The following is a 23,413-nucleotide window of genomic DNA, read 5'->3' on the forward strand; positions in this document are numbered from 1 at the left end:
TTAGATTTAATGCAATGGACAGTCTCGTGTCCCGCAAGTATCGAAATGGAATGGTACACAAGACTGACCCACCCAGGACACTGAGCGAAGACTTGAGCAAGTCTGAGAGGACACGTGAGGGTATCCTTTCGGCGGCTGCGCGACTTTTTCGGTATGAAGGCTATCACGCAACGACTATGCGCGACATCGCGCAGGAAGCTGGCATTGAGGCCGGCAGCATTTATTATCATTTTCAATCCAAGGACCAGATTCTGAGCGATGTTCTCGATCTTGGCGTCCGTCAACTATATCAGGCGGTCAGTGAAATCGTTCGGTCGGCACCGACAAGTTCGGAGGATTTTCGCAAGACTTTCAGACTGCTGATTGAAACACACCTTACCTACCTATTGACCGACAGCGACTTCACGTCAGCCAATATTCGGAACTATCCGATGTTGTCGGACGAAACACGCGCCCCGCATCGCGAATTGCGTGCATCATATGCAGGGGCCTGGGGCAAATTCCTGAATGACGCCAAACGCGCCGGCCACCTTCGAAGCGACATATCCACTGCTGTGATCCGCCAGTTCATCCTAAGTGCCATGAACTGGACCGTAGAATGGTACGATGTCGACAAGTATCCGGTGCGCATCCTCGCGGAACGAATGAGTAAGCTGATACTTGACGGAATGTGTCCACATCGCAAGGCGGGTACCGGAGGCTTGAAGCTGTGCCCCGCCACTCCCGCCAAAACCCCGGATCCCGACGGCAAGGCGGCTAAGACCCGTGCAGAAATTCTAAAGGCCGCAGCGCGCGTTCTGAGGGACAATGGCTACAAGGCGACCACGCTGAGAAAGATCGCGGAAGAAGCGGACATGAAAGCGGGAAGCGTCTATTACCATTTCAACTCCAAGGAAGCGATCGTTGACGAAGTTCTAAACGCCGGACTGAGGGACTTGCTAGCAGGTGTCGAAGCCGCCGTTCGGAAATTCGATGCCCCGTACGATCATCACGCCAGGATAGCGACTGCAATCTGGGCGCACCTGGATTTCCTCTTCAAGGCAAGCGAATTCACCTCGGCGAATATCAGAAGCTATGGAATGCTCCCCAATCATTTCAGGGAGAGGCACAGGGGTATTCGCCATGAGTATGGAAAACTCTGGGATTGGATACTCCGTGAAGCTCAGGACGACGGTGCCATACGGTCGGATATCAAGATCGTCCCCTTGCGCCAGGTGATGTTGGGTGCCTTAAACTGGACGGTGGAATGGTTCGACCCGAACAAGGCAGGAGTGGAAGGATATCTATCACTGCCTGAATTCTCCAGCATGCTCATCAATCTGTTACTGGAAGGCATTTGTAACCGGGAAGCGGCCCCGTCCACAGGACAAGGTAACCCTGAAAGCGGTTGCCCCGGTCAGACCAAAAGGAAGTGATACAGCCCTTCGGCAACCGCCTTTTCCCGATCCGTCTGCCAGCTGAGCACGCTGACGCTTGCCATCCGCTTGCCTTTGCGCGTGACGTTAGCGCGCGCAAAAAGCGGTCCCTTCACACCGGGTCTGAGGTAATCGACGGTCAAGTTGATCGGCTTGGCCGGAACGTCGGCGAAATCGGGCTGTACCGCGATGGCGGCAGTGGCCTCCATAAAACTCGCGATTATGCCGCCATGGTAGTACTCCATGATCGGGTTACCGATATGGCGGTCATCAAAGGTCATTTCCGCCTCAGCATGGAGACTGTCTAGACTTCTGACCTCAAAGTTGAGAAATCGGAAGAACGGCACCCGGGATACATTGGCATTGACAGTTTGCACGTCCATCACGAGGTTTTTCCTTTTGTCATTGCGTCAAACAGGCTGGTTTCGCCGCGCGTCAATGCAAACGAGGCGGTTCCCCTGGCTATTTCAGCATCCTCATGGCCCGCGAACCAGACGCTGCCGGAATTGAAGGCGATGTGACGGGTCTTGCGAAAACAATGCGCTTGAACGATGACATCCGCGCGCGAACGGGCCGGGCGCAGGTAATCAACTCTGAGGTCAAGAGTGGCCATGGTACTGACGCCTTCGATGGCAACAAAGTTCGCCAGTCCAAAGACACTGTCCAGAAGTGCCGTCAGGATACCACCGTGGAGCAGCGATTGTTCCGCATCGACGCAAAAGTCCGGATTGAACGGCATCCGAACCCGAACACCTTCGGTCGAGACCTCTTCGATCTCAAGCGCCATATGCGTTATCAGACCCTTGCCGCGCGCATTCCACATCTGCGCGATTTGCTCCATCTTCTTTTGGGTGATGTCTGACATGCGATCTTTCCTTTAACGCCCCGTGAAATTGGGTTTTCGTTTTTCGACGAACGCAGCAACCGCCTCGTGGTGGTCTTCGGTCTGATGCATGAGCGCCTGATAGGCCGCCGCGGAATTCAGGAAATCCGGCAGGTCCATCCGTTCGGCATTGCGCATCAGACGCTTGGCGACCCGCACCGCGCGCGGCGGTTTCGCGGCGATGCCAGCGGCCCGTTCGCGGGCCCGTTCCATCAATTTTTCATGAGGCACAAGTTCAAGCACCATACCAAGCTCCAGCGCTTCCTTGGCCTCGACCATGCGCCCTGAGAAGGTCAGATCGGCGGCCTTCTGGTGGCCCAGACGACGCAACAGGAACCAGCTGCCCGCATCGCCCGGAATGATTCCGAGATTCAGAAACACCTCGCCGAACCTTGCTTTTTCCGACGCGATGCGCATGTCGCACATCATGGTCAGGTCGCACCCCGCGCCCACCGCCGGGCCGTTGACTGCGGCGATGGTCGGAATATCCATGTTGTAGAGCGCAAGCGGCAGCCGCTGCACCCCATCAACATAGCTCTGGGCCGCCGCCAGCGGCTCCTTGCGGAACACACTGTCGGGATCGTTCATCTCCTTGATGTCCCCGCCGGCACAAAAGGCGGGGTCGGCCCCGGTCAGAATCATCACGCTGACCTGCGGATCGGCCTGCACCTTGGCGAAGGTCTCCAGAAGGGCAGCGATCATGTCGTTCCCGGTAACCGGATTGCGACGCTCGGGGTCGTTCAGCGTTACCGTGGCGATCCTGTCGGAAATCTCCAGAAGGACGGGCTGTTTATTCATTCTTGCCATCTCCGCGTTCGCGTTTCTCGAACATCGCGGGGTTGATCATGTCCCGCGCGTCATGACCCATATGCAAGGTCTCACCGCCGTCTACATAGATGTCCTCGCCGGTAATGAAACCGCCAAGTTTCGAAGCGAGGAAAATGATCGTGCCAGCGATGTCCTCGGCCGCCCCCATCCGGTCTAGCACTGAGCGGTTCAGCTTTTTCCACTGTTCCGGCGGAATCGGATAGCGGCCAAGCGCATCGGTCTTGATCGTGCCGGGCGCGACACAGTTCAGGCGGATGCCGTATTCGCCCCATTCGGCGGCCAGCGTTTTCATCATGCCCGTCACACCGGCGCGGGCGGCGACGGTGTGTGTAAAGCCGGTAAGCGCGGTGCGCGCCGAGATGGCGGTGACAAACACAACCGATCCCCCATTGTCGTACATGAAGTGATCGGCAGCGGCGCGTGTCATTTGCCAAGACCCTATCAGGTTGTTGCGGATCACGGCTTCGAAGCCCTTGTTGGTGATATCGCGGGCGGCCGCGATATACTGGCCGCCGGCATTGTTCACCAAGACATCCAACTGCCCGTAGTGGTCCTTGATGCGTCCCATCGCGGTTTCGATACTGTCCTCGTCGCGGGTATCTCCGGGCACGACAAAGGCCTCGCCCCCCGCCGACCGGATCATCTCGGCGGTCTCCTCCAGCGGCTCTTCCCGGCGCGCGAACAGCGCAAGCCTGGCCCCGCAAGAGGCCATTTCGATCGCCGTCGCCCGGCCCATTCCAGATCCAGACCCCGTGACCAGGGCAACCTGGCCCGCCATGAGATCCGACGCGTAACGCCTTGATTTCGCTTCGCTCATGTTCCGCCCCCTTAGTTCTTCAGCAATTCGCCGGAGATGATGAGTTTGCGAACCTCCTGGGTGCCCGCGCCGACCTCAAGCACGCGACCGGTTCGGTACAGCCGGTTCACTTCGGTATCACGCATGTAGCCTGAGCCGCCGTGAATCTGGACAGCTTTGTCCAGCACGAAGGATGTCGCCTCAGCGGCCTTGTAGATCGCCGCAGCGGTGAGCTTGTGGATTTCGCCGCGCCCGCCTGCGCCCTCTTCGAGGCCCTCACACATGGCTGCGGTGCGCAAGGACAGGCTGCGCGCGGCCTCGATCTGCGTATACATGTCGGCCAGCATCGCCTGAACCATCTGAAAACTGGCGATCGGTTTGCCGAATTGCTGGCGTGTCTTGGCGTAGTCGATGGAAATATCCAATGCCCGCTGAGCAATACCCAAGGCGTTGAAACAGACGATGGCCCGTTCCAGATCAAGCCCGGACATCGTCACGGCAACGCCGCCATCAAGTTTGCCGACCATGTTTTTTGCGGGCACCCGGCAGTCCTCGAACACCAGTTCGCCGGTGGGCGAGCCACGGAAACCCATCTTGTTGAGCTTCTGCGCCACCTTGAAACCGGGCGTGTCGGTTTCCACGATAAAGGCGGAAATGCCCTTGGCCCCTTTTTCGGGCGATGTTTTGGCATAGACCAGCACCAGATCGGCAATCGGCCCATTGGTGATATAGATCTTGGCGCCGTTCAGGATGTAGTCGTCGCCATCCTTTTTGGCCGTGGTCCGCATCGAGCCAAGCGCATCGGATCCCGCGCCAGGTTCGGTCAGACCCAGGGCGCCGATCAGCGTGCCGTTGCAAAGCCCCGGCAGGTATTTGCGGCGCAATTCGTCATTGGCGTTGCGGTAGATATTGTTGACGCACAAATTGTCATGGGCCACATGGGTCAGTCCGATGGCCGCCGAGGCGCGCGACATTTCCTCGGTGATGATACAGGCCGAAGTAAAATCCAGCCCCGCGCCGCCAAATTCCGGCGGCACGTTCAGGCCGAGATATCCCATCTCGCCCAGCTTGGGGAAAACCGAAGGCGGCAGGTCATCTGTATCGTCCATTTCCGCATTCAGATGGTGGAATTCGGACATGAAGAACTTGCCGGCCTGATCGGCCAGGGCCTGCTGTTCGTCCGTCATGAAATGTGTTGGCAGAGCGGTGTCGTTGCGCAGTTGCTTGTTCATGGTCTCGTCCCCCTCAGGCGCGCAAAAGTTCTTCGGCAATGATGATCTTGCGGACTTCGCTTGTTCCCGCGCCGATCTCCAACAATTTGTTGGCGCGGAACAGCCGGTTGATCTCGGTGTCCTGCATGTAGCCAGAGCCACCATGAATATGGCAGGCTTCGGTCACCGCCTTGTTGAATGCCTCGCCTGCGTAAAGACAGGCCGCCGCGGTCAGTTTGTGGATTTCGCCACGGCCCCCGGCCCCTTTTGGTAGGCCCGTACAGGCGGCCAGTGCCCGATAACCGAATGCGCGCGCGGTTTCGACCTCGGTGTAGATCTCGGCCAGTTTCGACTGCATCATCTGGAAACTTGAAATCGGTTTGCCGAATTGTTCGCGAATCTTGGCGTATTCCAGCCCTAGTTCCAGGGCGCGTTCGGCCATGCCAACGCAGACTGAGGCAACCATAGCACGCTCCAGATCCAACCCGCTCATTACCACCGAAACGCCGGTGTTTTCCGGTCCAACCATGGCGGATGCGGGTACGCGGCAATCCTCAAACACCAGTTCTCCGGTTGGCGAGCCGCGAAAGCCCATCTTGTCAAGCTTTTGCGCCACCTTGAAACCGGGATTGTCCGTCTCGATGATGAAAGCAGAAATGCCCTTGGCGCCCTTCGACTTGTCGGTTTTGGCATAAAGCAGGATCACATCGGCAATGGGGCCGTTGGTGATGTAAATCTTCGAGCCGTTGATGACATAATCATCACCGTCGCGGCGGGCAGTTGTGGCCATGGATCCGAGCGCATCGGATCCCGCACCCGGTTCGGTCAGGCCCAAAGCACCAACCAGCTCGCCCGAGCAAAGGCCCGGCACGTATTTCTTCACATGCTCTTCGGATCCATTGCGCAGCAGGTTATTCAGGCACAGGTTGTCATGCGCCCCGTGTGAGAGGCCCACAGCCGGATTCCACTTCGAAATCACCTCGGACACCAGCGCCTGGGTGAACTCGTTCTGTCCCGATCCGCCCAGCTCTTCGGGTGCGGTAATCCCCAGCAGGCCCAGCTCGCCCATCTGCTTGAACAGATCATCGGGCCACCATTCCTCGTCATCCATACGCGCTTGCAGCGGGTGTAGCACGTCGCGCGACACCCGATCCACGTGATCGACGATCTGGCGTTGCTCATCAGTCAAAGAATAGTTCGCCCTGATTGCTTCCAGATCAGCCGAGATGGCCTCACTTTGAGTGGTCATATCATCCTCCCGAAAAATGTCGTCCGCCGTGTTGACCAAAATCAAACACATGTTAGAAAATAGATCAAGCCAAGCTTTTGACGACCTGACGTAAGAAAGCGCGGTGTCCTAAATGCAGGGGGGAGCTTCGGAAATGACTGAGAGCGTTGTTCAATCGCAGGCACTCGGCAAAGAAGTGCGTATCACGATTCGACGTCCTGACAATCGAAATGCCCTCAACCGTGAGGTCGCAGACGGGATCATGGCCGCCATATGTGCTGCCGAGAGGGACAGCGACTGCCGCGTGATCGTTCTGACCGGCGAGGGCGAGCGCGCCTTCTGTGCCGGGGGCGACATCAAGGCGGGGGCGGATGGCGGCCCGTTTGTTCAGGATCCGGCGGACCCGGATCATTTTGCCGGAAGGTTGTTCGAGACGATACAGGCGTGCCGAAAGCCAACGATCGCGCGCATCAATGGCGTCGCGATGGGGGCAGGAGCGGGCATCATCTGTGCCTGCGATCTGGCTGTGATGGCGGATCATGCCCGCATCGGAACGCCGGAAGTGAAGGTGGGTCTGTTTCCCATGACGATCGTGCCACCCATGATACGCGTGCTGCCCCGGCGGAGGCTGATGGAGATGTTCATCACCGGCGTTCCTCTGACGGCCGAGGAAGCCCTGCAGTTCAATCTGGTCAACTATGTGACCGATGCCGCGGGGTTGGACGACAAGGTTGCAGAACTGGTTGCCCAGATTGCTGCGCAGTCGCCGAGCGCGATCCGGCTGGGAAAATACGCCTGTCACGCGATGGAGGATATGACCTATCCGCAGCAAATGCGGTTTGCAGAAACACTTTTACCGCGTGTGGCGCAGACCGAAGACGCGCGCGAAGGCTTTGATGCCTTCATTGCGAAGCGCAAACCTGAATGGACGGGCCGCTGATCAAGCGAGGAGGAGAGGAATATGTCGGAACGAAAGCTGCGCATCGGATGCGCGTCGGGCTTCTGGGGCGATACGCCGGAAGCGATCGGTCAACTGGTTTCAAAGGGCGAGATCGACTATCTGGTGTTTGACTATCTGGCAGAGGTGACAATGTCGCTGATGGCGCGGGCCCGCGCAAAAGCGCCCGAGTCGGGCTATGCGCCGGACTTCGTCAAGGCGCTGGCACCCTGGTTGCCGGATATCAAGGCAAAAGGGATCAAGGTCGTTGCCAATGCAGGGGGCGTGAACCCGCGTGGCTGCAGCGATGCGCTTGCCAAAGCCGCCGCCCAGGCCGGGATCGATCTGTCCATCGGAGTCGTGCTAGGCGATGACCTGTTGCCCAGGGCCGATGAAATTCGCAAAAACGGTCAGACGGAAATGTTCTCGGGTGTCGCATTTCCAGATGATATCTGGAGCATGAATGCCTATCTGGGTGCCCGCCCCATCGCTGCCGCGCTGGATGCCGGGGCCGACATCGTGATCACCGGACGCTGCGCCGACAGCGCGGTCGCGCTTGGTCCCCTGATGCATGAATACGGCTGGGGCGACGATGACTGGGACAAGCTCAGCCAGGGATCGCTGGCCGGCCACCTGATCGAATGCGGCCCCCAGGGAACCGGCGGCAACTTCACCGACTGGCAGGACGTGCCGGGTTGGGACAATATGGGCATGCCCATCGTCGAGGTGTCCGAAGACGGCAGTTTCATCATGACCAAGACGCCTGACACCGGCGGGCTGGTCGTGCCCGGGTCAGTCGGAGAGCAGATGCTCTATGAAATCGGGGACCCGCGCGCCTACCTGTTGCCCGACGTGATCTGCGACTGGTCCGGGGTCACCCTGGAACAGGTCGGACCCGACCGGGTGCTGGTCAAGGGCGGCAGGGGGCTTGGGCGCACCGACAGCTACAAGGTGTCGGCGACCCATGCCGATGGCTGGCGCGCGGTCTCTACCCTGACACTGGCTGCGATTGACGCACCCGCCAAGGCCGAACGTGTGGCCGAGGCGATCCTGACCCGCTGTCGCCGGATTTTCCGCGACCGCAACATGGGAGATTTCCGGCAGGTCAGCGTCGAGGTGCTGGGGGCCGAGGCGGCCTATGGCGCAAATGCGCGCGCCCGGACCCGCGAGGTGGTGCTCAAGATCGGCGCGGTCCATGATGATCGCGCCGCGCTGAACATCTTTGCCGGCGAAATCGCACCGATGGCGATTTCGACCGCGCAGGGTCTGACCGGGTTCTTCGCCGGACGGCCAAAGGTGCAGCCGGTGGTCCGTCTATTTTCCTTCCTTCAGAGCAAGGCCGAAACCCCCGTCGCGGTCGAGGTCGACGGCAAGGATGTGCCCGTGAGCGTGGCCACTACGCCAGTCCACCTTGATCCGCCTGCCGCACCGCCCGCAGATAGCCGCGAGCCCGGTCCGGACGTTGTCGAGGTCCGCCTCGTCGATTTGGTCTGGGGCCGCTCGGGCGACAAGGGGGACATCGCCAATATCGGCATCCTCGCGCGCAAACCGGACTACCTGCCATATATCCGCTCGGCTCTCAGTGAAGAGGTGGTGAAGGACTATTTCTCCCATGTCTGCGACGGCAGGGTAGAACGGTTCGACTTGCCTGGAAGCCATTCGCTGAATTTCCTGTTGCATGAATCGCTTGGCGGTGGCGGCATCGCCTCGGTCCGCATAGACCCGCAGGGCAAAGGGTTCGCGCAGATGCTGCTTGATATCGAAATTCCCGTGCCAGCCGATCTGGCCGCACGTGACGGACTGAATGCCGCGGCCCGGAACTAAGAGGACGACACCATGACCATTTCGAAACTCCTGGTCGCCAATCGGGGCGAGATCGCGGCGCGCGTGTTGCGCACCGCTAAGGCCCGCGGGCTTGCGACTGCCGTGTTGCGTCATGTCGCCGAGCAAGAGGGGCCAGCGCATCTGATCGCAGATGAGGTCGTGATGATCGAGGGCCCGACGCCCGTGGCCGCCTATCTCGATATTCCTCAGATCGTCGAAGCCGCCAAAGGGATCGGCGCGGACGCGGTTCATCCCGGCTATGGCTTTCTGTCAGAGAATGCCGGTTTTGTCGCGGCGCTGGAAAAAGCCGGAGTGACCTTTGTCGGCCCGACGTCCGAGGTCATCGACCTGATGGGGGACAAGGTCCGCGCCCGCGCCTTCGTCGAGGAACGCGGGTTTCCCGTCGCCCCCTCGGCCATCGAGGATGATGATCCGGCGAGCTTTGTCGAACGCGCCCGCGCCGTTGGCTATCCGCTGCTCATCAAGCCCTCGGCCGGCGGTGGCGGCAAGGGCATGCGCGTCGTACGCGAGGACAGCACGCTGGAGACCGAAATCGAAACCGCGCGCCGCGAAGGCGAACGATATTTCGGCGACGGGCGGCTTTTCGTCGAACGCTATATCGAACGCCCGCGCCATATCGAGGTGCAGGTGATGGGCGACGGACAGGGCAACGTGGTCCATTTCTGGGAACGTGAATGTTCGATCCAGCGCCGGTTCCAGAAGATTATCGAGGAAACGCCGTCACCGGCGCTGACCCCCGAGCAACGGGATGAGATCTGCGAGACCGCTGCCGGAATTGCCCGCGCCGTCAAATACCGCGGGGCAGGGACTGTCGAATTCATCTATGCACAGGATGGGGCCTTTTATTTCCTGGAAATGAACACCCGCCTTCAGGTCGAACATCCGGTGACCGAGATGGTAACCGGCTTTGATCTGGTTGCCGAGCAGTTGCGTGTCGCGGCGGGCGACGGGCTGAGCGCCGTACAGGCGGATATTCCCCAAACCGGACACTCGATCGAACTGCGCATCTGTGCCGAGGATGCGACCGCCGATTTTCGCCCCGCGATCGGCAATATCCTGCTGCTGGACGAACCCCAGGGCGAGGGGATCCGCGTAGACAGCGGCATTCTGGATGGCGGCAAGGTAACGACCGACTTCGACCCGATGTTGTCCAAGCTGATCGTGCATGGCCCGGATCGCGCGCAGGCCATCGCCCGTGCCCGGAGCGCGGTGCAAAGCTATGTGATTCTCGGGGTAACGACCAACACCGGTTATCTGGATGCAATCCTTGCACATCCGGATTTCGCCTCTGGTGACGTTTCAACTGGCTTCCTGGCTGAACAATCCGAAACGCTGACCGCGCCGGGCGAAGATGTCTCTGACTTGCTGATGGCGGCGGCGGCCCTATCGGACGAGCGCCTGGTGAGTGACGTAATGCAGATACCGGAAATGTACCGCAAGATGGGTGGGTGGAGAAACTGATGCAACGGATTTTTCAGATGGACGGAGAAGAGACTGATTGCTGGCTGGGTCATGATGGCAGCCGGTTCGTGCTCAATACCCCCACTGGCGCTGTTGCCTGCCAATTGGACCCGACGGGTCTGCCGGGCGGTTACAAGCTGAGGGCCAAGGGTGTTGTGCGCGAATTGCGACTGGCCGTGGGGCCGGAAGCAACTTTTGTGCACATGGACGGGCGAACCTACGAAGTCGGGCGGGTTGATCCCGCCGAACGCCTGGCCGGAAGCGACGGTGGCGCGAGCGACGACCGATTGGTGGCGCCCATGCCGGGTGTCGTGGTGTCGGTTGCGGTTAAACCCGGCGATGCGGTTGAAGAAGGCCAGCCGCTTCTGGTGATCGAAAGCATGAAGTTGGAAACCACACTGACGGCCCCGCGCGACGGGGTCGTTGCCGAAATGCCATTCGCCGAAGGCGACAGTTTTGGTCTGAAAGACATCCTGGCCCAATTGGCCCCGGAGGAGGAGTGACAATGCGCAGGATTGAAAGTCTGATCGACACCAATGCCGCCGACTACAAGGCAAACTATGCCGCCATGTCTGAACGGCTGAAGGAATTCCACGCCCGCCAGCACGCGGCGCGTTTCGAACGCCCGCAACGCGATATCGACCGCCTTGCCCGCCAGAACAAACTGGGCGTGCGCGAGCGGTTGAAACTGCTGCTGGACCCCGGCACTCCGTTTTTGGAGTTTTCCACACTTGCCGCCTGTCGCGAATACGATGGCACCGTGCCTGGCGCCGCTGTGGTGACGGGCATCGGTATTGTGCAGGGTCGCGAGGTCGCCATCCACGCCAACGACGCTAGCGTCAAGGGCGGGGCTTGGTATCCACATACGGTCAAAAAGGTCGTGCGTCTTCTGGATGTCGCGCTGGAAAACCGTCTGCCGGTCATCCATATCTGCGACAGCGCGGGCGGTTTCCTGCCGCTGCAGCACGGGGTGTTTCCCGACCGGTATCTGGGCGGGCGGGTGTTCCGCAACCAGGTCAAGCTGAGCCAGGCCAATATCCCGCAGATTGCCGTGGTCGGCGGTCACTGCACGGCTGGCGGCGCCTATGTGCCGACGCTGAGCGACTACAACATCATCATCGAAGGCACAGGGGCGATTTTCCTTGGCGGTCCCCCGCTGGTCAAGGCGGCTACCGGCGAAGAGGTCGGTGTTCAGGAGCTTGGCGGCGCGGTCATGCACACCTCGGTATCGGGCACCGGCGACTATCGCGCCGCGACCGAACAACACGCCTTTTCACTGGCCCGCGAGATTGTCGGCCAGTGGAAGCGCACGCCGAAAACGATCATCGAAACCGCGGCCTATGAAGAGCCTTACTATGACCCCAAAGAACTCTACGGGATCATTCCAAAAGACCGGAAAACCCAGTTCGACATGCGCGAGGTTCTGGCCCGGATCGTGGACGGCTCACGCTTTCACGAATACCAGCCGGACTATGGCACCACGATGGTGTGCGGCTTTGCCCATATCTGGGGTTACAAGGTCGGCATCCTTGCCAACAACGGGGTGCTGTTCAACGACAGTTCGCTCAAGGCAGCGCATTTCATGCAGTTGTGCAACCAGAACCGCACGCCTCTGGTCTTTTTCCAGAACATCACCGGCTATATGGTGGGCCGCGAATACGAAGAACGAGGCATCGCCAAGGATGGCGCCAAGATGCTGATGGCGCAGGGCGGCTCGGTCGTGCCGAAGTTCACAGTGATCGCCAATGCGTCTTACGGGGCCGGCAACTACGGGATGTGCGGACGGGCCTGGGACGCGCGCACGCTGTTCATGTGGCCCCAGGCCGAGATCGGCGTGATGGGGGCGGATCAGGCCGCAAATACCATGGCGGACGTCAAGATTCGGCAGCTTGAGCGCGAAGGCAAAGAGCTGACCGAAGAAGAAATCGCCGCGATCCGCGAACCGGTGCTGGAAAAATACAAGCGCGATGTCGAGGCTTATACCTCGACCTCGGAATTGTGGGACGACGGCATCCTCGACCCGGCGGACACACGCAACGCGCTTGGCATGTCGATTTCTGCCTCGCTCAATGCACCGATCGACGATCCGCACTACGGGATCTTCCGTCTGTAAAGGCTTGAGGGACGGCACACCGGGTCGGGGGGTGCCGTTCCGCGTCAAGGCGCTTGCATCTGGCGCTTTCGGAATCTGAAGTAGTCCTGACCGGTCCGGTTCCCGGACAGGTCAGGACGATGTCCGCCGCGCCTCCTTAATGGAGACGACGTCAGAGGCCGCCATGCCGGGCCGGTCTGCCTCGACCGCCTTCAGCGGCTCGACCGGCGTCAATCCGGCCAGACAATCGCGCGCAAGTTGCTGGTATTCCCCGGTGCCGCGCGTTTTCCACGCGATTTCTTTCTCGCTGACCTCGCGGATCACCTTTGCCGGCGATCCCACCACCATCGAACGCGGCGGAATCACGGTTTCGCCACGCACAAACGCCTGCGCGCCGACAATCGATTCCGCCCCTAGCTCTACACCGTCCATAATGACGGAATTCATTCCGACCAGAGCGTTCCGGCCCACCGTGCAACCGTGCAGGATCGCGCCATGGCCGATGTGGCCGTCGCTTTCCACCACGGCGTCGCGGCCGGGAAAGGAATGGATGATGCAATTGTCCTGAACATTGGCTCCATCCCCGATCACGATCCTGCCGAAATCGCCCCGCAAGCTTGCCCCGGGGCCGATGTAGCACCCATGACCCAGGATGACATTCCCGATCAGAACGGCCTGAGGGTGGACATAAGTATCCTCGGGCACAACGGGTATAAACCCCCTGAATTCATAACAATACGCCATTCCGATCACCTTTCGTAAGCTGAGTGCTAAACGCTTGTCGGCGGTTGCGCCGGGACCAGAATCCCTCAATTGTGTCGCCGATCAGGGCGTGTGGCCCGAAATCAAACACAAGTTAGAAAATAGCGCAAGCTCTCTACGTCACAGCTTGGCGATATTGACACTTCCCAAGGTTAGGATTAAAAATCTAACAAATGGTAGAAAATAGGCTGTCGGACCGATTAGGGTGGCCTGACCGAATTTGGGAGAGAGAGAAATGACAGACAAAGCCTATGTTGCAGGCGTTGGGATGGTCCCGTTCCAGAAGCCGGGAAAATCCGAAAGCTACGATGTGATGGCGACCGCTGCGACCCGGTCCGCTCTGGCAGACGCGGGGTTGGACTATGATAAAGTCCAACAGGCCTATGTTGGCTATGTCTATGGCGACAGCACCTGCGGTCAGCGCGCCCTGTACCATGTCGGAATGACAGGCATCCCGGTTCTGAATGTGAACAACAACTGCTCGACCGGATCGTCCGCCCTGTTCCTGGCCAGGCAGGCAGTTGAAAGCGGCGCGGTCGAATGTGCTCTGGCACTTGGGTTCGAACAGATGCAGCCCGGCGCAATCGGTGCGATGTTCCATGACCGGGTCAGCCCGTTTGCGGCATTCGACAGAGAAACCGACGAACTGGTTGGCAGTGCCGAGATCCCGCTGGCGCTGCGGTACTTCGGCGGTGCGGGCAAGGCGCATATGGACGAGTTCGGCACCCCCCTGGAAACCTTCGCAAAAATCCGCGCCAAGGCCAGCCGACATGCTGCGAAGAATCCGGTTGCCCTGTTCCGGCAGGAGGTGACGGCGGAAGACGTCATGGCCGCCCAGGTCGTCTGGCCCGGCATCATGACCAAGCTCATGGCCTGTCCGCCAACCTGTGGCGCGGCCGCCGCGATCATTTGTTCCAAGGAATTCGCCGACAAGCACGGACTGGACAGTTCGGTTCGGATCTCGGCGCAGGCCATGACGACGGACGGCCCGGAAACTTTCGAAGCCCATGACATGCGCGAAGTGGTCGGCTTTTCGATGGCCAAGCGCGCCGCCGATCAGGTCTACGAGGCGGCGGGCATCGGGCCCGAGGACGTGGATGTGGTCGAACTGCACGACTGTTTCGCCCACAACGAGCTGATCACCTATGAAGCGCTTGGTCTTTGCGGTCGCGGCGAAGCGGCGAAATTCGTTGATGATGGCGACAACACCTACGGCGGAAAATACGTGACCAACCCGTCGGGCGGTCTTTTGTCCAAAGGCCATCCGCTTGGGGCGACCGGCCTAGCGCAATGTACCGAGCTCGTTCAGCAGCTTCGCGGCCAGGCAGATGCGCGCCAGGTTGATGGCGCACGTCTGGCGCTTCAGCACAATCTGGGCCTCGGCGGGGCCTGCGTCACCACGCTTTATGAAAAAGCCTGATAGCGCCTTTCGGGAGGAATCAATATGACTGGAAAACTCGACGGGCGCGTGGCGCTGGTCTCGGGCTCGGGCCGGGGCATTGGCCACGAAATCGCTCTCAAACTGGCCTCGGAAGGGGCCCGGCTGGTGATCAACGATCTGGATGCGGATCCGGCCAATGAAACCGCCGAGGCGGTGCGCGCAACGGGAGCCGAGGCCGTGGTCTGTGCCGGCAGCGTCACCGAGGACGGTTTTGCCGAACGGTTCATCAAGACCGGCATGGACAGCTTTGGCGGGCTGGACATCATCGTGAACAATGCGGGCTATACTTGGGACAGCGTCGTTCAGAAAATGACCGACGAACAATGGCAGGCGATCATCGACGTTCACCTGACGGCACCTTTCAAGATCCTGCGCGCCGCGCAGCCGGTGATCAGCGCCAAGGCCAAGGAAGAGGCCGCTGCCGGACAGGAAGTGTTCCGCAAGGTGGTCAACATCTCGTCCATCGCAGGGACCGGCGGCAATGCTGGCCAGATCAACTATTCCGCCGCCAAGGCCGGCATTCTGGGTGTCACCCGGACGATGGCCAAGGAATGGGGCCGCTACAAGGTCAACGTCAATGCCGTGGCTTTCGGCCCGATCCGCACCCGCCTGACCGAGGGCAGCGCCGACGGAGACAGCACGATCCAGGTCGAGGAAAAAGAGATCAAGGTCGGCGTGAATCCCGACCTTCTGACCCAGATGGAGCGCATGATCCCGCTGGGCCGGGTCGGCACGCCGGAAGAGGCAGCCGGTGCCGTCTATCTGTTCTGTGCACCCGAATCGAACTTCATTTCAGGCCAGCACGTCATCTGCGGTGGCGGTTTCGTGATCTAAGGCATTTGCCCGGACCCGATGACGGGGTCCGGGCAAGCACATTAATGTCTGGGCGGCCTCTTGGCGGTCGCCAATGCGGAATTTTCCGCAAACTCTAGTCTGGCACGATCACGACGATTTACTCATTTGCGTTATTACCCTAACAGGCGTTAGTTAGGTGTTGGGGCGATACGAAAGTATATGGCACAAAACACGGCAATCAAAGTCAACGAGACATCGCGCAGCGCGGTTGGACGGGATGGGGTGCTGGACATTGCCGCGCGGCTTTTCCGCGAACAAGGCTACGGGTCCGTTTCGCTCCGAAAAATTGCCGAGGCCGCCGGGATCAAGGCGGGTAGCATATATTATCATTTCGGTTCCAAGGACGAGATCGTCGCGGCCGTTCTTGATGCAGGGATTCGAGTCGTTCACGAGAACATGAGAGACGCCGTCACCGACCTGCGGGCCGATGCCGACGGCGAAACGGTACTGCGCGCCGCGATCCGGGCGCATCTGCGCGCGCTTATTGATGTGAGCGATTATACATCGGCGAATGTGCGTATTTTCGGGCAGGTGCCGCAATCCGTCCGGGATGCCAACTTGCCCACGCGCAGGGCCTATGAGGCAGAGTGGGACAGTCTTCTGTCCCAGCTTAAGAAAGATGGCACGCTGAAGCAAGACGTCGATATCCGTCGCCTGCGCCTGATGCTGATCGGTACATTGAACGCCACGCTCGATTGGTTCGACCCGGACCGCGGTAGCGCCGATGCGTTGTCACGCACCTATGCCGATGTGTTCCTCAACGGGATACTCCAAAGACAGGATACCTGACTTCATGGCACGTCTTGAAACAGCGGTGCTGACCGCATCAGAGACCTACACCCGCAACCACGCCGCACAAAGCGAGCGCGTCGAAACGCTGCGTGCGCGGATCGCCGAAGCAACGGCTGGCGGCCGCCCCGATATGGTCGCGCGGCATCGCAAGCGCGGCAAGCTGTTGGTCCGCGAACGGATCGACCTGCTGGTGGATCCGGGCACTGCGTTTCTTGAGCTGTCGTCGCTTGCCGCCTACGGTCAATACGGGGGCGAGGTGCCCGGTGCGGGGATCGTGACCGGTATCGGGATCGTCCACGGGCTGCCCTGCGTTGTGATCGCCAACGATGCGACAGTGAAGGGTGGGTCTTTCTATCACGAAACCGTGCAGAAACACATCCGCGCCCAGGAAATCGCAGCCGAGAACCGGCTGCCCTGCCTCTATCTGGTGGATTGCGGCGGTGCCTATCTGCCAGAGCAGGACCGGGTTTTCCCCGATGCCCGCCATTTCGGCAATTCCTTTTATCGTCAAACCAACATGTCCGCGAGCGGCCTGCCGCAGATCTCGGCGGTCTTTGGAGGCTGCACGGCCGGTGGGGCCTATATCCCGGCCCTGTCGGACGAAGTCATCATGGTACGCGGCAACGCACGCATCCATCTGGGCGGCCCCTCGATCGTCAAGGTGGCGATCAACGAAGAGGTTGATGGAGAAACATTGGGGGGGGCCGAGATGCATTCGCGCTTCTCCGGTGTGTCTGACCATCTGGCCGAGGACGAGTATCATGCGCTTGCTCTGATGCGCGACATCGTATCCGAACTGGGCCTGTCGCGCCCGATGGGTCCCGATGCAACCTGCGCGCCGCCGGCGCGCAACCCAGAGGAACTGCTTGGCGTCATCAGCGCCGATCGCAAACAGCCCTATGACATGCGCGAGGTTCTGCTGCGCATGATCGACGCCGGCGAATTCCGCGAATTCAAGCCCGGATGGGGTGAGACGCTGGTCTGCGGCACCGCGCGGATTCACGGCTATCGAGTGGGCATTCTCGCAAATAATGGGGCGCTTGTGTCCGACAGTTCGCTCAAGGGCGCGCAATTCGTGTCGATGTGCGATCAACGCAACATCCCGCTTTTGTTCCTCCACAACATCTCGGGCTTCATGGTCGGCACCGAAGCCGAGCGCGGCGGCATTGCCAAAGACAGCGCCAAGCTGGTCTATGCCATGTCGGTTGCCAAGGTGCCGCGCCTGTCGGTCCTCTTGGGCGGCTCATACGGGGCAGGCAACTACGGCATGTGCGGACGTGGTTTCGCCCCGAATTTTCTCTTCGCCTGGCCCACGGCGGAACTGGCCACCATGTCTGCCGACATCGCCACAAATGTGATGCTGGAACTGCGCCGCCAGAAAGGGGGCGACCCGGGCAAGATGGAGGCCGACATGAAGCTAATCGAGGAGCAGGTTCGGGCCCAGTACGGTGAACAGTCCGATCCCTATTATGCCACCTCGCGGCTTTGGGATGACGGGCTGATCGAACCCGCGCAAACCCGCGATATCCTTGGCCTGTGTCTGGCCATCGTGACATCGGTGCCCGAAGCCGGTCGCCATACGCCTGTATTCAGAATGTGAGGCTTCAAGTTGACCAATACCTACAACACGATCCTTATCGAAACCGATGCGCGTGGCGTCGCCACGCTGACGCTCAACCGCCCCGACAAACACAATGCGCTGAATGGCGAATTGATCGCAGAGCTATACGATGCCGCCGAAAAGCTGGCTGCAGATGACGATGTGCGTATTGTGGTCCTGACCGGCGCGGGCAAGAGCTTCTGCGCGGGCGGCGATTTCAACTGGTTCGCCTCTAATGTCGAGAAAACCCGTAGTGAAAGGGTCGCACAAAGCGCCACGCTGGCGCGGCTGTTGCGCCGCCTTGACACGCTGCCCAAGCCCTTGATCGGGCGGATCAACGGCCCGGCCTACGGTGGCGGTGTCGGCATGATCTCCGTCTGCGACTACACCATCGGCGCCGAAGGCGCGCGCTTCGGTCTGACCGAGGTCAAACTGGGCCTTCTGCCCGCGAATATATCGCCTTATGTGGTGGCCCGCATCGGCAAGGTGCATTCGCGTGAAACCATGCTGTCGGGGGCGTTGTTCGACACGGCCCGCGCCGAGCGGATCGGTCTGTTGACCGAGGTTGTCGCGCCGGGCGACTTGGACGCCACGGTGAACCGGGTGGTGCATGATCACCTTCAGGCCGCGCCGGGTGCCGTGGCCGATACCAAGGCGCTGATCGCCTATGTCGCGTCCCACGATCTGGAGACCAACATGATCTACACCGCCGACCGGCTGGCCGATGCGTGGGAGACGGAGGAAGGTATCGAAGGCATCAACAGCTTCATCAACAAGGGCGTTCCGTCATGGCGGGTGAAATGAGCTTCACCCGCGTTCTGATCGCCAACCGGGGCGAGATTGCCCGGCGCATCCAGCGCGGGTGCCGCAAACTGGGGCTGGAAAGCGTAGCGGTGTTTTCGGACGCGGACCGCGACGCGCCCTTCGTGGCCGAGGCCGATCATGCCGTCTGCATCGGTGGGGCCGCCCCGTCAGACAGTTATTTGAACGTCGAGGCCATCCTTGAGGCCGCGCGGGCGACGGGCGCGGGTGCGGTGCACCCGGGATATGGTTTTCTGTCTGAGAATGCCGGTTTCGCGGCGGCGGTCGAGGCGGCGGGCCTTGTGTTCATCGGGCCGGAACCCGACGCTATCGCGCGGATGGGCTCCAAGATCGAGGCCAAGGCTGCCGCCGAAGCCGCAGGCGTGCCCGTCCTGCCCGGCTATCGCGGCGAGGATCAGTCCGACGCGCGCCTGCTACAAGAGGCCGAGGCGCTTGGCACCCCCTTTCTGGTCAAGGCCAGCGCCGGCGGCGGCGGACGCGGGATGCGGCTTGTCTCCGATCTGGGCGACGCACCCGAAGCGATTGCATCTGCCCGGGCCGAAGCGCAGAGCGCCTTCGGCGATCCGGCGGTGTTCCTCGAACGCTATGCGCCCCGTGCCCGCCACGTCGAAGTGCAGGTTCTGGGCGACACTCACGGCACCGTGCTGCATCTGGGCGACCGCGATTGTTCACTGCAACGCAACCACCAAAAGCTGATCGAAGAAGCCCCCGCCGCCGATCTTCCCGAGGCTGTGCGCGACCGCATGCGTGCGGCAGCGGTGCGGTTGGCGCAGGCGATCGGCTATCGCTCCGCCGGGACGGTGGAATACCTCTATGACCCCGGGCGCGGTGAATACTACTTTCTGGAAATGAATACCCGGTTGCAGGTGGAACACCCCGTGACCGAGGCGATCACCGGCATCGATCTGGTCGAATGGCAGTTGCGCATCGCGCGGGGCGAGCCGCTGGCGCTGACGCAAGGCGATGTGCAGTTTGACGGGCACGCCATTGAAATCCGCATCGCCGCCGAAAACCCGGCCGAGAATTTTCACCCCGAAACGGGCGAGATCACCCTTTGGGCGCCGCCTGCGGATGTGCGGCTGGACACTGGGGTAGAGTGCGGTTCGGTCGTCGGCCACCACTACGATTCCATGATTGCGAAGCTGATCGTCCACGCGCCGGATCGGACCGGGGCGATCCGCCGGGCGATCACCGCGATCGATGCTTTTGCCGTCGGCGGCGTCGGCCTGAACCTGGCCTATCAACGCGCGTTACTGGCACACCCGGATTTTGCGGCGTTCCGTCACCATACCTCGTACCTGCCGGAGATGTTTCCAGGCGGCTGGACTGAATCGTCCGCTGATCCCCGGGACATGGCCTTTGCCGCGATGGCGCTGCATCTGCGTCTCGTGCCGGCGGGCGCGTCGCCCTGGGAAAGCCTAGGGTCATGGCGACTCACAGCCCCTGCGGGACAGTCCGGCGCGGCCTTCTATTGGGACACAACCAAAGACGAACCGATCCGCATGTACGGCTCCGGGTCGGGGTTGACTGCCATTCAACCGGACGGCCAGACCATCACGGTCGAGAGTGCCGCTTTAACAGGATGCCGTCTGAGCGGACGCATCGACGGGGTTCCGTTTTCGCGCATCGCTTACGTCGTGCGCGCGCCGAGTCACTGGCGAGTGCACCTGCAAACCCCTGCTGGAATGACCGCGACAGACCTGCGTACGCTGGAAGACCAGCATCTGCAACGTGCCACCGGCGGGTCTGGCGTCGCTGACCTGTTGTCCGCACCCATGCCCGGCGCCGTGGCCGAGGTGCGCGTCGCACTCGGCGACCGCGTCAAAGCCGGAGACACGCTGGTGGTGCTTGAGGCCATGAAGCTGTTGCAAAGCCTGCCCGCGCCGGTCGCGGGCGTGGTGACTGAAATCTATTGTGCACCCGGCGATACGGTCGCCGGGCACGCCCCACTTATCAAACTCGATCCAGAGGAAAACACATGACCAGACAAGACAGCATTACTCAGGTCACCGGCCCGTTCAACGAAGACCTCGAGATGATCCGCAACCAGTTGCGCCGGTTCATTGAAGCCGAGGTGACCGCCAAGGCCGAGCCTTGGGAGGAGGAGGGCAAGGTACCCCGCGACGTGCTGCGCCGGATGGGTGATCTCGGCGTGCTGGGGATGCGCTATGACGAACAGTATGGCGGCGCGGGGCTGGACGTGATGTCCAGCGTGGTTTTGGCCGAAGAGGTCGGGCGATCCACTTTCGGCGGGTTCTCGGCCACGGTTCTGGTCCACACCGACATGGCCTCGCCGCATCTGGAAAACGCCGGCACGCCCGAACAGAAGGCGCGCTGGATGCCGTCGATCGTCTCGGGCGAAATGATCACCGCCGTTGCTGTGACCGAACCGGGCGCGGGCTCGGACGTGGCGGGCATGCGCTCCCGCGCGGTGCGGGACGGGTCGGATTGGGTGCTGAACGGCACCAAGATGTTCATCACCAACGGCGTGCATGGCGATCTCTACTTTGTCGGTGCCAAGACCGATCCGGATGCCAAGGGGTCGCGCGGGATCACCATATTTGCGGTCGAAAAAGGCACGCCGGGCTTTTCGGTCGGACGGGCGTTGAACAAGACCGGCTGGCTGTGCTCGGACACTGCCGAACTGATCTTCGAAGATGTCCGTATCCCGGCCGAAAACGTCTTGGGCGAGGTCAACCGCGGTTTCTATTCGGTAATGAAGAACTTCCAGAACGAACGCATTGTGCTGGGTGCGATGGCCTGTGCCGAAGCGCAAACCGCGCTGGACATGACCGTGGATTATGTCAAGCAGCGCAGGGCCTTTGGCGGCGTTCTGTGGGACAAGCAGGCCGTGCGCCAACGGCTGGCCGACTGTCAGACGCGGATCGCGGCAGGACGTCAGCTGGTCTATCACGCCGCCGGTCTGGATGCCGCGGGCGGTGACTGCGTGAAAGAGGTCTCGATGGTCAAAGCCTATTGCGGCGAACTGGTGAACAGCGTGCTTTATGACTGCGTCCAGTTTCACGGCGGTATGGGTTATATGCGCGAAACACCGGTGGAACGCATGTCACGCGATGCCCGTGTGCAGGCCATCGGCGGCGGGGCGAGCGAAGTCATGTTGGAAGAAGTCGCCAAGCGCATGTGAGCTTACTATCCAAAAAATTAACAATCTACAGAAACAAGGACGAAAAAGATGAATCTGGAAACCACTCAAAGCCAAACACTCGCAAAACTTACCCAAGAGATCTCGATAATTCTCGTCGGCACAATTCTTCTGACACTATCCGCCAAAATCGTGGTGCCGTTCTACCCGGTTCCCATGTCTACACAAACCCTGGTTGTCTTGGGTCTGGGCCTTTTCCTGGGGCCGGTGCGCAGTAGTCTTGTTGTTGTGACATACCTTTTTGAAGGTCTGCTTGGCCTGCCGGTCTTCGCAGGCACGCCTCCGGCTCTGGCCGGACCGGCGTATATTGCGGGTCCCACAGGCGGATACTTGGTAGGCTTCGCACTTGCGGCGGCCGCCGCCGGGTGGATTGTTCAAGCACTGCAAGGACTTCGGCCTGCGTTCAGAGCATCTGTCGCGGTCTTTTTGGGTTCGATAGTCATGTATTGCGCAGGGCTGCTCTGGTTGGGTGGCTTTGTCGGCTATGGCGAAAAGTTGCTGAACGCCGGTCTTTACCCGTTCCTTCTCGGGGATCTGACGAAGGCGACAATTGCTGTAGTTCTGTATACTGCTTACCATAATCGCCGCGCTGTGTGACTGCCAGCCCAAGACTGTATCAGACTGTTTCAGTCTCATACGGGCCTGGTCCAATGTAAGTTGAAATAGTCCGATGCCGGATTTGACAGGCATCGGACGCCAGCCTGAGGTTTCCGGCGCCATGCGAGAGCAATGCGCAAAACTGTGCGAACCAAATTGTTCGCAATCAATACCTGGTCGCACACAATGAAAAGAAGCAGCATGTTTTTCTCAGAGCCGGAGCCTTGCCGCGCGAAGGGAGTCGAATTGGCCCCTGGAATTCTGAGGATCGTCGCGAACAATCCCGGAAAGATGACCTACCACGGGACAAATAGCTACATCATTGATACGCCTGATGGTCGGTTCATAATCGACCCCGGCCCAGCAGAAGACAGTACACATTTCGGGGCAATCATCGAAAATTTGGGGGCCAAACCATCTGGGATTCTGCTCACACACCACCATTCTGATCATTTTGGAGTCGTCCCAGCCCTGCGAGCACGGACAGACGCACCTGTTTATGCCTCACGGGCATTCCCTGACGATGCATTTCGACCTGACCGGTTTCTGGAGGACGGACAGGTCATTGCCGGTCTTACCGTCCTGCACACACCTGGTCACGCGAGCGACCACCTTTGTTTCGCGAGACCTGACGGAGTGCTCTTCACGGGCGACCACGTTATGAGTTGGAACAGTTCGATCGTCA

At 60.4% G+C, this 23,413-nt stretch carries 22 protein-coding genes; 15 read left to right on the plus strand and 7 right to left on the minus strand.

Going from position 1 to position 23,413, the window contains the following annotated elements; all coding sequences use genetic code 11:
* Window positions 1–92 precede the first annotated feature (92 nt).
* Window positions 93–1,415 carry a TetR/AcrR family transcriptional regulator gene (locus tag ATO6_RS23255; protein ID WP_254919256.1) on the plus strand — a complete coding sequence of 441 codons (1,323 nt, stop codon included), beginning with the start codon at window positions 93–95 and terminating at the stop codon, window positions 1,413–1,415.
* On the opposite strand, the gene ATO6_RS23260 is transcribed toward ATO6_RS23255, so the two are convergent.
* From ATO6_RS23260 to ATO6_RS23285, 6 genes are read right to left on the minus strand one after another with little or no spacing between them, the layout of a single operon-like run.
* Window positions 1,397–1,798, minus strand: a complete 402-nt coding sequence (locus tag ATO6_RS23260) for a PaaI family thioesterase (RefSeq protein ID WP_028093915.1) — start codon at window positions 1,796–1,798, stop codon at window positions 1,397–1,399. The two genes, ATO6_RS23255 and ATO6_RS23260, sit on opposite strands and share 19 nt — an antisense overlap.
* Complete coding sequence (locus ATO6_RS23265) at window positions 1,798–2,280, minus strand: PaaI family thioesterase (RefSeq protein WP_027264417.1); 483 nt, start codon at window positions 2,278–2,280, stop codon at window positions 1,798–1,800. Before ATO6_RS23265 ends, ATO6_RS23260 begins: the two co-directional genes overlap by 1 nt.
* Window positions 2,281–2,292: 12 nt before the next feature.
* On the minus strand, window positions 2,293–3,105 hold the full coding sequence (locus tag ATO6_RS23270; RefSeq protein ID WP_369597079.1) for an enoyl-CoA hydratase-related protein: 813 nt from the start codon (window positions 3,103–3,105) through the stop codon (window positions 2,293–2,295).
* Window positions 3,089–3,943 carry an SDR family NAD(P)-dependent oxidoreductase gene (locus ATO6_RS23275; RefSeq protein ID WP_088626353.1) on the minus strand — a complete coding sequence of 285 codons (855 nt, stop codon included), beginning with the start codon at window positions 3,941–3,943 and terminating at the stop codon, window positions 3,089–3,091. Before ATO6_RS23275 ends, ATO6_RS23270 begins: the two co-directional genes overlap by 17 nt.
* A gap of 11 nt (window positions 3,944–3,954) precedes the next feature.
* A complete protein-coding gene (locus ATO6_RS23280) occupies window positions 3,955–5,154 on the minus strand; it encodes an acyl-CoA dehydrogenase family protein (protein ID WP_028288563.1) in 1,200 nt (399 codons plus the stop codon).
* 13 nt (window positions 5,155–5,167) lie between these two features.
* Complete coding sequence (locus ATO6_RS23285) at window positions 5,168–6,382, minus strand: acyl-CoA dehydrogenase family protein (RefSeq protein ID WP_051630981.1); 1,215 nt, start codon at window positions 6,380–6,382, stop codon at window positions 5,168–5,170.
* A gap of 133 nt (window positions 6,383–6,515) precedes the next feature.
* Here ATO6_RS23285 and ATO6_RS23290 point away from each other — a divergent pair, with 133 nt between their 5' ends.
* Genes ATO6_RS23290 through ATO6_RS23310 form a run of 5 tightly spaced genes read left to right on the plus strand, consistent with a single transcriptional unit; the run spans window position 6,516 to window position 12,717 of the window.
* Window positions 6,516–7,301 carry an enoyl-CoA hydratase-related protein gene (locus tag ATO6_RS23290; RefSeq protein ID WP_028288561.1) on the plus strand — a complete coding sequence of 262 codons (786 nt, stop codon included), beginning with the start codon at window positions 6,516–6,518 and terminating at the stop codon, window positions 7,299–7,301.
* A gap of 21 nt (window positions 7,302–7,322) precedes the next feature.
* Entirely contained in the window at window positions 7,323–9,122 is a 1,800-nt protein-coding gene (locus ATO6_RS23295; protein ID WP_088626354.1) for an acyclic terpene utilization AtuA family protein, read from the plus strand.
* Between the two features lie 12 nt (window positions 9,123–9,134).
* On the plus strand, window positions 9,135–10,604 hold the full coding sequence (locus ATO6_RS23300) for an acetyl/propionyl/methylcrotonyl-CoA carboxylase subunit alpha (RefSeq protein ID WP_088626355.1): 1,470 nt from the start codon (window positions 9,135–9,137) through the stop codon (window positions 10,602–10,604).
* Window positions 10,592–11,107 (plus strand): acetyl-CoA carboxylase biotin carboxyl carrier protein subunit, encoded by a 516-nt coding sequence (locus ATO6_RS23305; RefSeq protein WP_028288558.1) that lies wholly within the window; start codon window positions 10,592–10,594, stop codon window positions 11,105–11,107. The genes ATO6_RS23300 and ATO6_RS23305 overlap by 13 nt, the downstream gene beginning before the upstream one ends.
* 2 nt (window positions 11,108–11,109) lie before the next feature.
* Window positions 11,110–12,717, plus strand: coding sequence for an acyl-CoA carboxylase subunit beta (locus ATO6_RS23310; protein WP_028288557.1), 1,608 nt, complete (start codon window positions 11,110–11,112; stop codon window positions 12,715–12,717).
* A 111-nt stretch (window positions 12,718–12,828) separates the two neighbouring features.
* Here ATO6_RS23310 and ATO6_RS23315 read toward each other — a convergent pair whose 3' ends face one another.
* Window positions 12,829–13,440, minus strand: a complete 612-nt coding sequence (locus ATO6_RS23315; RefSeq protein WP_028288556.1) for a transferase hexapeptide repeat family protein — start codon at window positions 13,438–13,440, stop codon at window positions 12,829–12,831.
* Between the two features lie 253 nt (window positions 13,441–13,693).
* Here ATO6_RS23315 and ATO6_RS23320 point away from each other — a divergent pair, with 253 nt between their 5' ends.
* The 9 genes from ATO6_RS23320 to ATO6_RS23360 form a co-directional block, all read left to right on the plus strand.
* Entirely contained in the window at window positions 13,694–14,878 is a 1,185-nt protein-coding gene (locus ATO6_RS23320) for a lipid-transfer protein (RefSeq protein WP_028288555.1), read from the plus strand.
* A 24-nt stretch (window positions 14,879–14,902) separates the two neighbouring features.
* Complete coding sequence (locus tag ATO6_RS23325; protein ID WP_028288554.1) at window positions 14,903–15,733, plus strand: SDR family NAD(P)-dependent oxidoreductase; 831 nt, start codon at window positions 14,903–14,905, stop codon at window positions 15,731–15,733.
* Window positions 15,734–15,913: 180 nt separating this feature from the next.
* Window positions 15,914–16,543 (plus strand): TetR/AcrR family transcriptional regulator, encoded by a 630-nt coding sequence (locus ATO6_RS23330; RefSeq protein ID WP_028288553.1) that lies wholly within the window; start codon window positions 15,914–15,916, stop codon window positions 16,541–16,543.
* A gap of 4 nt (window positions 16,544–16,547) precedes the next feature.
* Window positions 16,548–18,146, plus strand: coding sequence for an acyl-CoA carboxylase subunit beta (locus ATO6_RS23335; protein WP_028288552.1), 1,599 nt, complete (start codon window positions 16,548–16,550; stop codon window positions 18,144–18,146).
* 9 nt (window positions 18,147–18,155) lie between these two features.
* A complete protein-coding gene (locus tag ATO6_RS23340; RefSeq protein WP_028288551.1) occupies window positions 18,156–18,950 on the plus strand; it encodes a crotonase/enoyl-CoA hydratase family protein in 795 nt (264 codons plus the stop codon).
* The gene (locus tag ATO6_RS23345) at window positions 18,947–20,950 is read left to right on the plus strand and encodes a biotin carboxylase N-terminal domain-containing protein (protein ID WP_229669248.1); all 2,004 of its coding nucleotides are present in this window, start codon (window positions 18,947–18,949) and stop codon (window positions 20,948–20,950) included. The genes ATO6_RS23340 and ATO6_RS23345 overlap by 4 nt, the downstream gene beginning before the upstream one ends.
* Window positions 20,947–22,113 carry an acyl-CoA dehydrogenase family protein gene (locus ATO6_RS23350; protein WP_036540250.1) on the plus strand — a complete coding sequence of 389 codons (1,167 nt, stop codon included), beginning with the start codon at window positions 20,947–20,949 and terminating at the stop codon, window positions 22,111–22,113. The genes ATO6_RS23345 and ATO6_RS23350 overlap by 4 nt, the downstream gene beginning before the upstream one ends.
* A gap of 48 nt (window positions 22,114–22,161) precedes the next feature.
* The gene (locus ATO6_RS23355) at window positions 22,162–22,728 is read left to right on the plus strand and encodes a biotin transporter BioY (RefSeq protein ID WP_043753595.1); all 567 of its coding nucleotides are present in this window, start codon (window positions 22,162–22,164) and stop codon (window positions 22,726–22,728) included.
* A 291-nt stretch (window positions 22,729–23,019) separates the two neighbouring features.
* Window positions 23,020–23,413: MBL fold metallo-hydrolase (locus ATO6_RS23360; RefSeq protein WP_141102066.1), on the plus strand; the 394-nt coding region annotated here is incomplete at its 3' end.

Origin of the sequence: Oceanicola sp. 22II-s10i, assembly GCF_002210105.1 — a bacterium.
Classification (GTDB): domain Bacteria; phylum Pseudomonadota; class Alphaproteobacteria; order Rhodobacterales; family Rhodobacteraceae; genus Pseudooceanicola.

Excerpts from the sequence above, each read along its gene's own strand:
- ATO6_RS23260 (WP_028093915.1), bottom strand. The coding sequence starts at position 1,798 with ATGGACGTGCAAACTGTCAATGCCAATGTATCCCGGGTGCCGTTCTTC.
- ATO6_RS23265 (WP_027264417.1), bottom strand. The coding sequence starts at position 2,280 with ATGTCAGACATCACCCAAAAGAAGATGGAGCAAATCGCGCAGATGTGG.
- ATO6_RS23270 (WP_369597079.1), bottom strand. The coding sequence starts at position 3,105 with ATGGCAAGAATGAATAAACAGCCCGTCCTTCTGGAGATTTCCGACAGG.
- ATO6_RS23275 (WP_088626353.1), bottom strand. The coding sequence starts at position 3,943 with ATGAGCGAAGCGAAATCAAGGCGTTACGCGTCGGATCTCATGGCGGGC.
- ATO6_RS23280 (WP_028288563.1), bottom strand. The coding sequence starts at position 5,154 with ATGAACAAGCAACTGCGCAACGACACCGCTCTGCCAACACATTTCATG.
- ATO6_RS23285 (WP_051630981.1), bottom strand. The coding sequence starts at position 6,382 with ATGACCACTCAAAGTGAGGCCATCTCGGCTGATCTGGAAGCAATCAGG.
- ATO6_RS23290 (WP_028288561.1), top strand. The coding sequence starts at position 6,516 with ATGACTGAGAGCGTTGTTCAATCGCAGGCACTCGGCAAAGAAGTGCGT.
- ATO6_RS23295 (WP_088626354.1), top strand. The coding sequence starts at position 7,323 with ATGTCGGAACGAAAGCTGCGCATCGGATGCGCGTCGGGCTTCTGGGGC.
- ATO6_RS23300 (WP_088626355.1), top strand. The coding sequence starts at position 9,135 with ATGACCATTTCGAAACTCCTGGTCGCCAATCGGGGCGAGATCGCGGCG.
- ATO6_RS23310 (WP_028288557.1), top strand. The coding sequence starts at position 11,110 with ATGCGCAGGATTGAAAGTCTGATCGACACCAATGCCGCCGACTACAAG.
- ATO6_RS23315 (WP_028288556.1), bottom strand. The coding sequence starts at position 13,440 with ATGGCGTATTGTTATGAATTCAGGGGGTTTATACCCGTTGTGCCCGAG.
- ATO6_RS23320 (WP_028288555.1), top strand. The coding sequence starts at position 13,694 with ATGACAGACAAAGCCTATGTTGCAGGCGTTGGGATGGTCCCGTTCCAG.
- ATO6_RS23325 (WP_028288554.1), top strand. The coding sequence starts at position 14,903 with ATGACTGGAAAACTCGACGGGCGCGTGGCGCTGGTCTCGGGCTCGGGC.
- ATO6_RS23330 (WP_028288553.1), top strand. The coding sequence starts at position 15,914 with ATGGCACAAAACACGGCAATCAAAGTCAACGAGACATCGCGCAGCGCG.
- ATO6_RS23335 (WP_028288552.1), top strand. The coding sequence starts at position 16,548 with ATGGCACGTCTTGAAACAGCGGTGCTGACCGCATCAGAGACCTACACC.
- ATO6_RS23345 (WP_229669248.1), top strand. The coding sequence starts at position 18,947 with ATGAGCTTCACCCGCGTTCTGATCGCCAACCGGGGCGAGATTGCCCGG.
- ATO6_RS23350 (WP_036540250.1), top strand. The coding sequence starts at position 20,947 with ATGACCAGACAAGACAGCATTACTCAGGTCACCGGCCCGTTCAACGAA.
- ATO6_RS23355 (WP_043753595.1), top strand. The coding sequence starts at position 22,162 with ATGAATCTGGAAACCACTCAAAGCCAAACACTCGCAAAACTTACCCAA.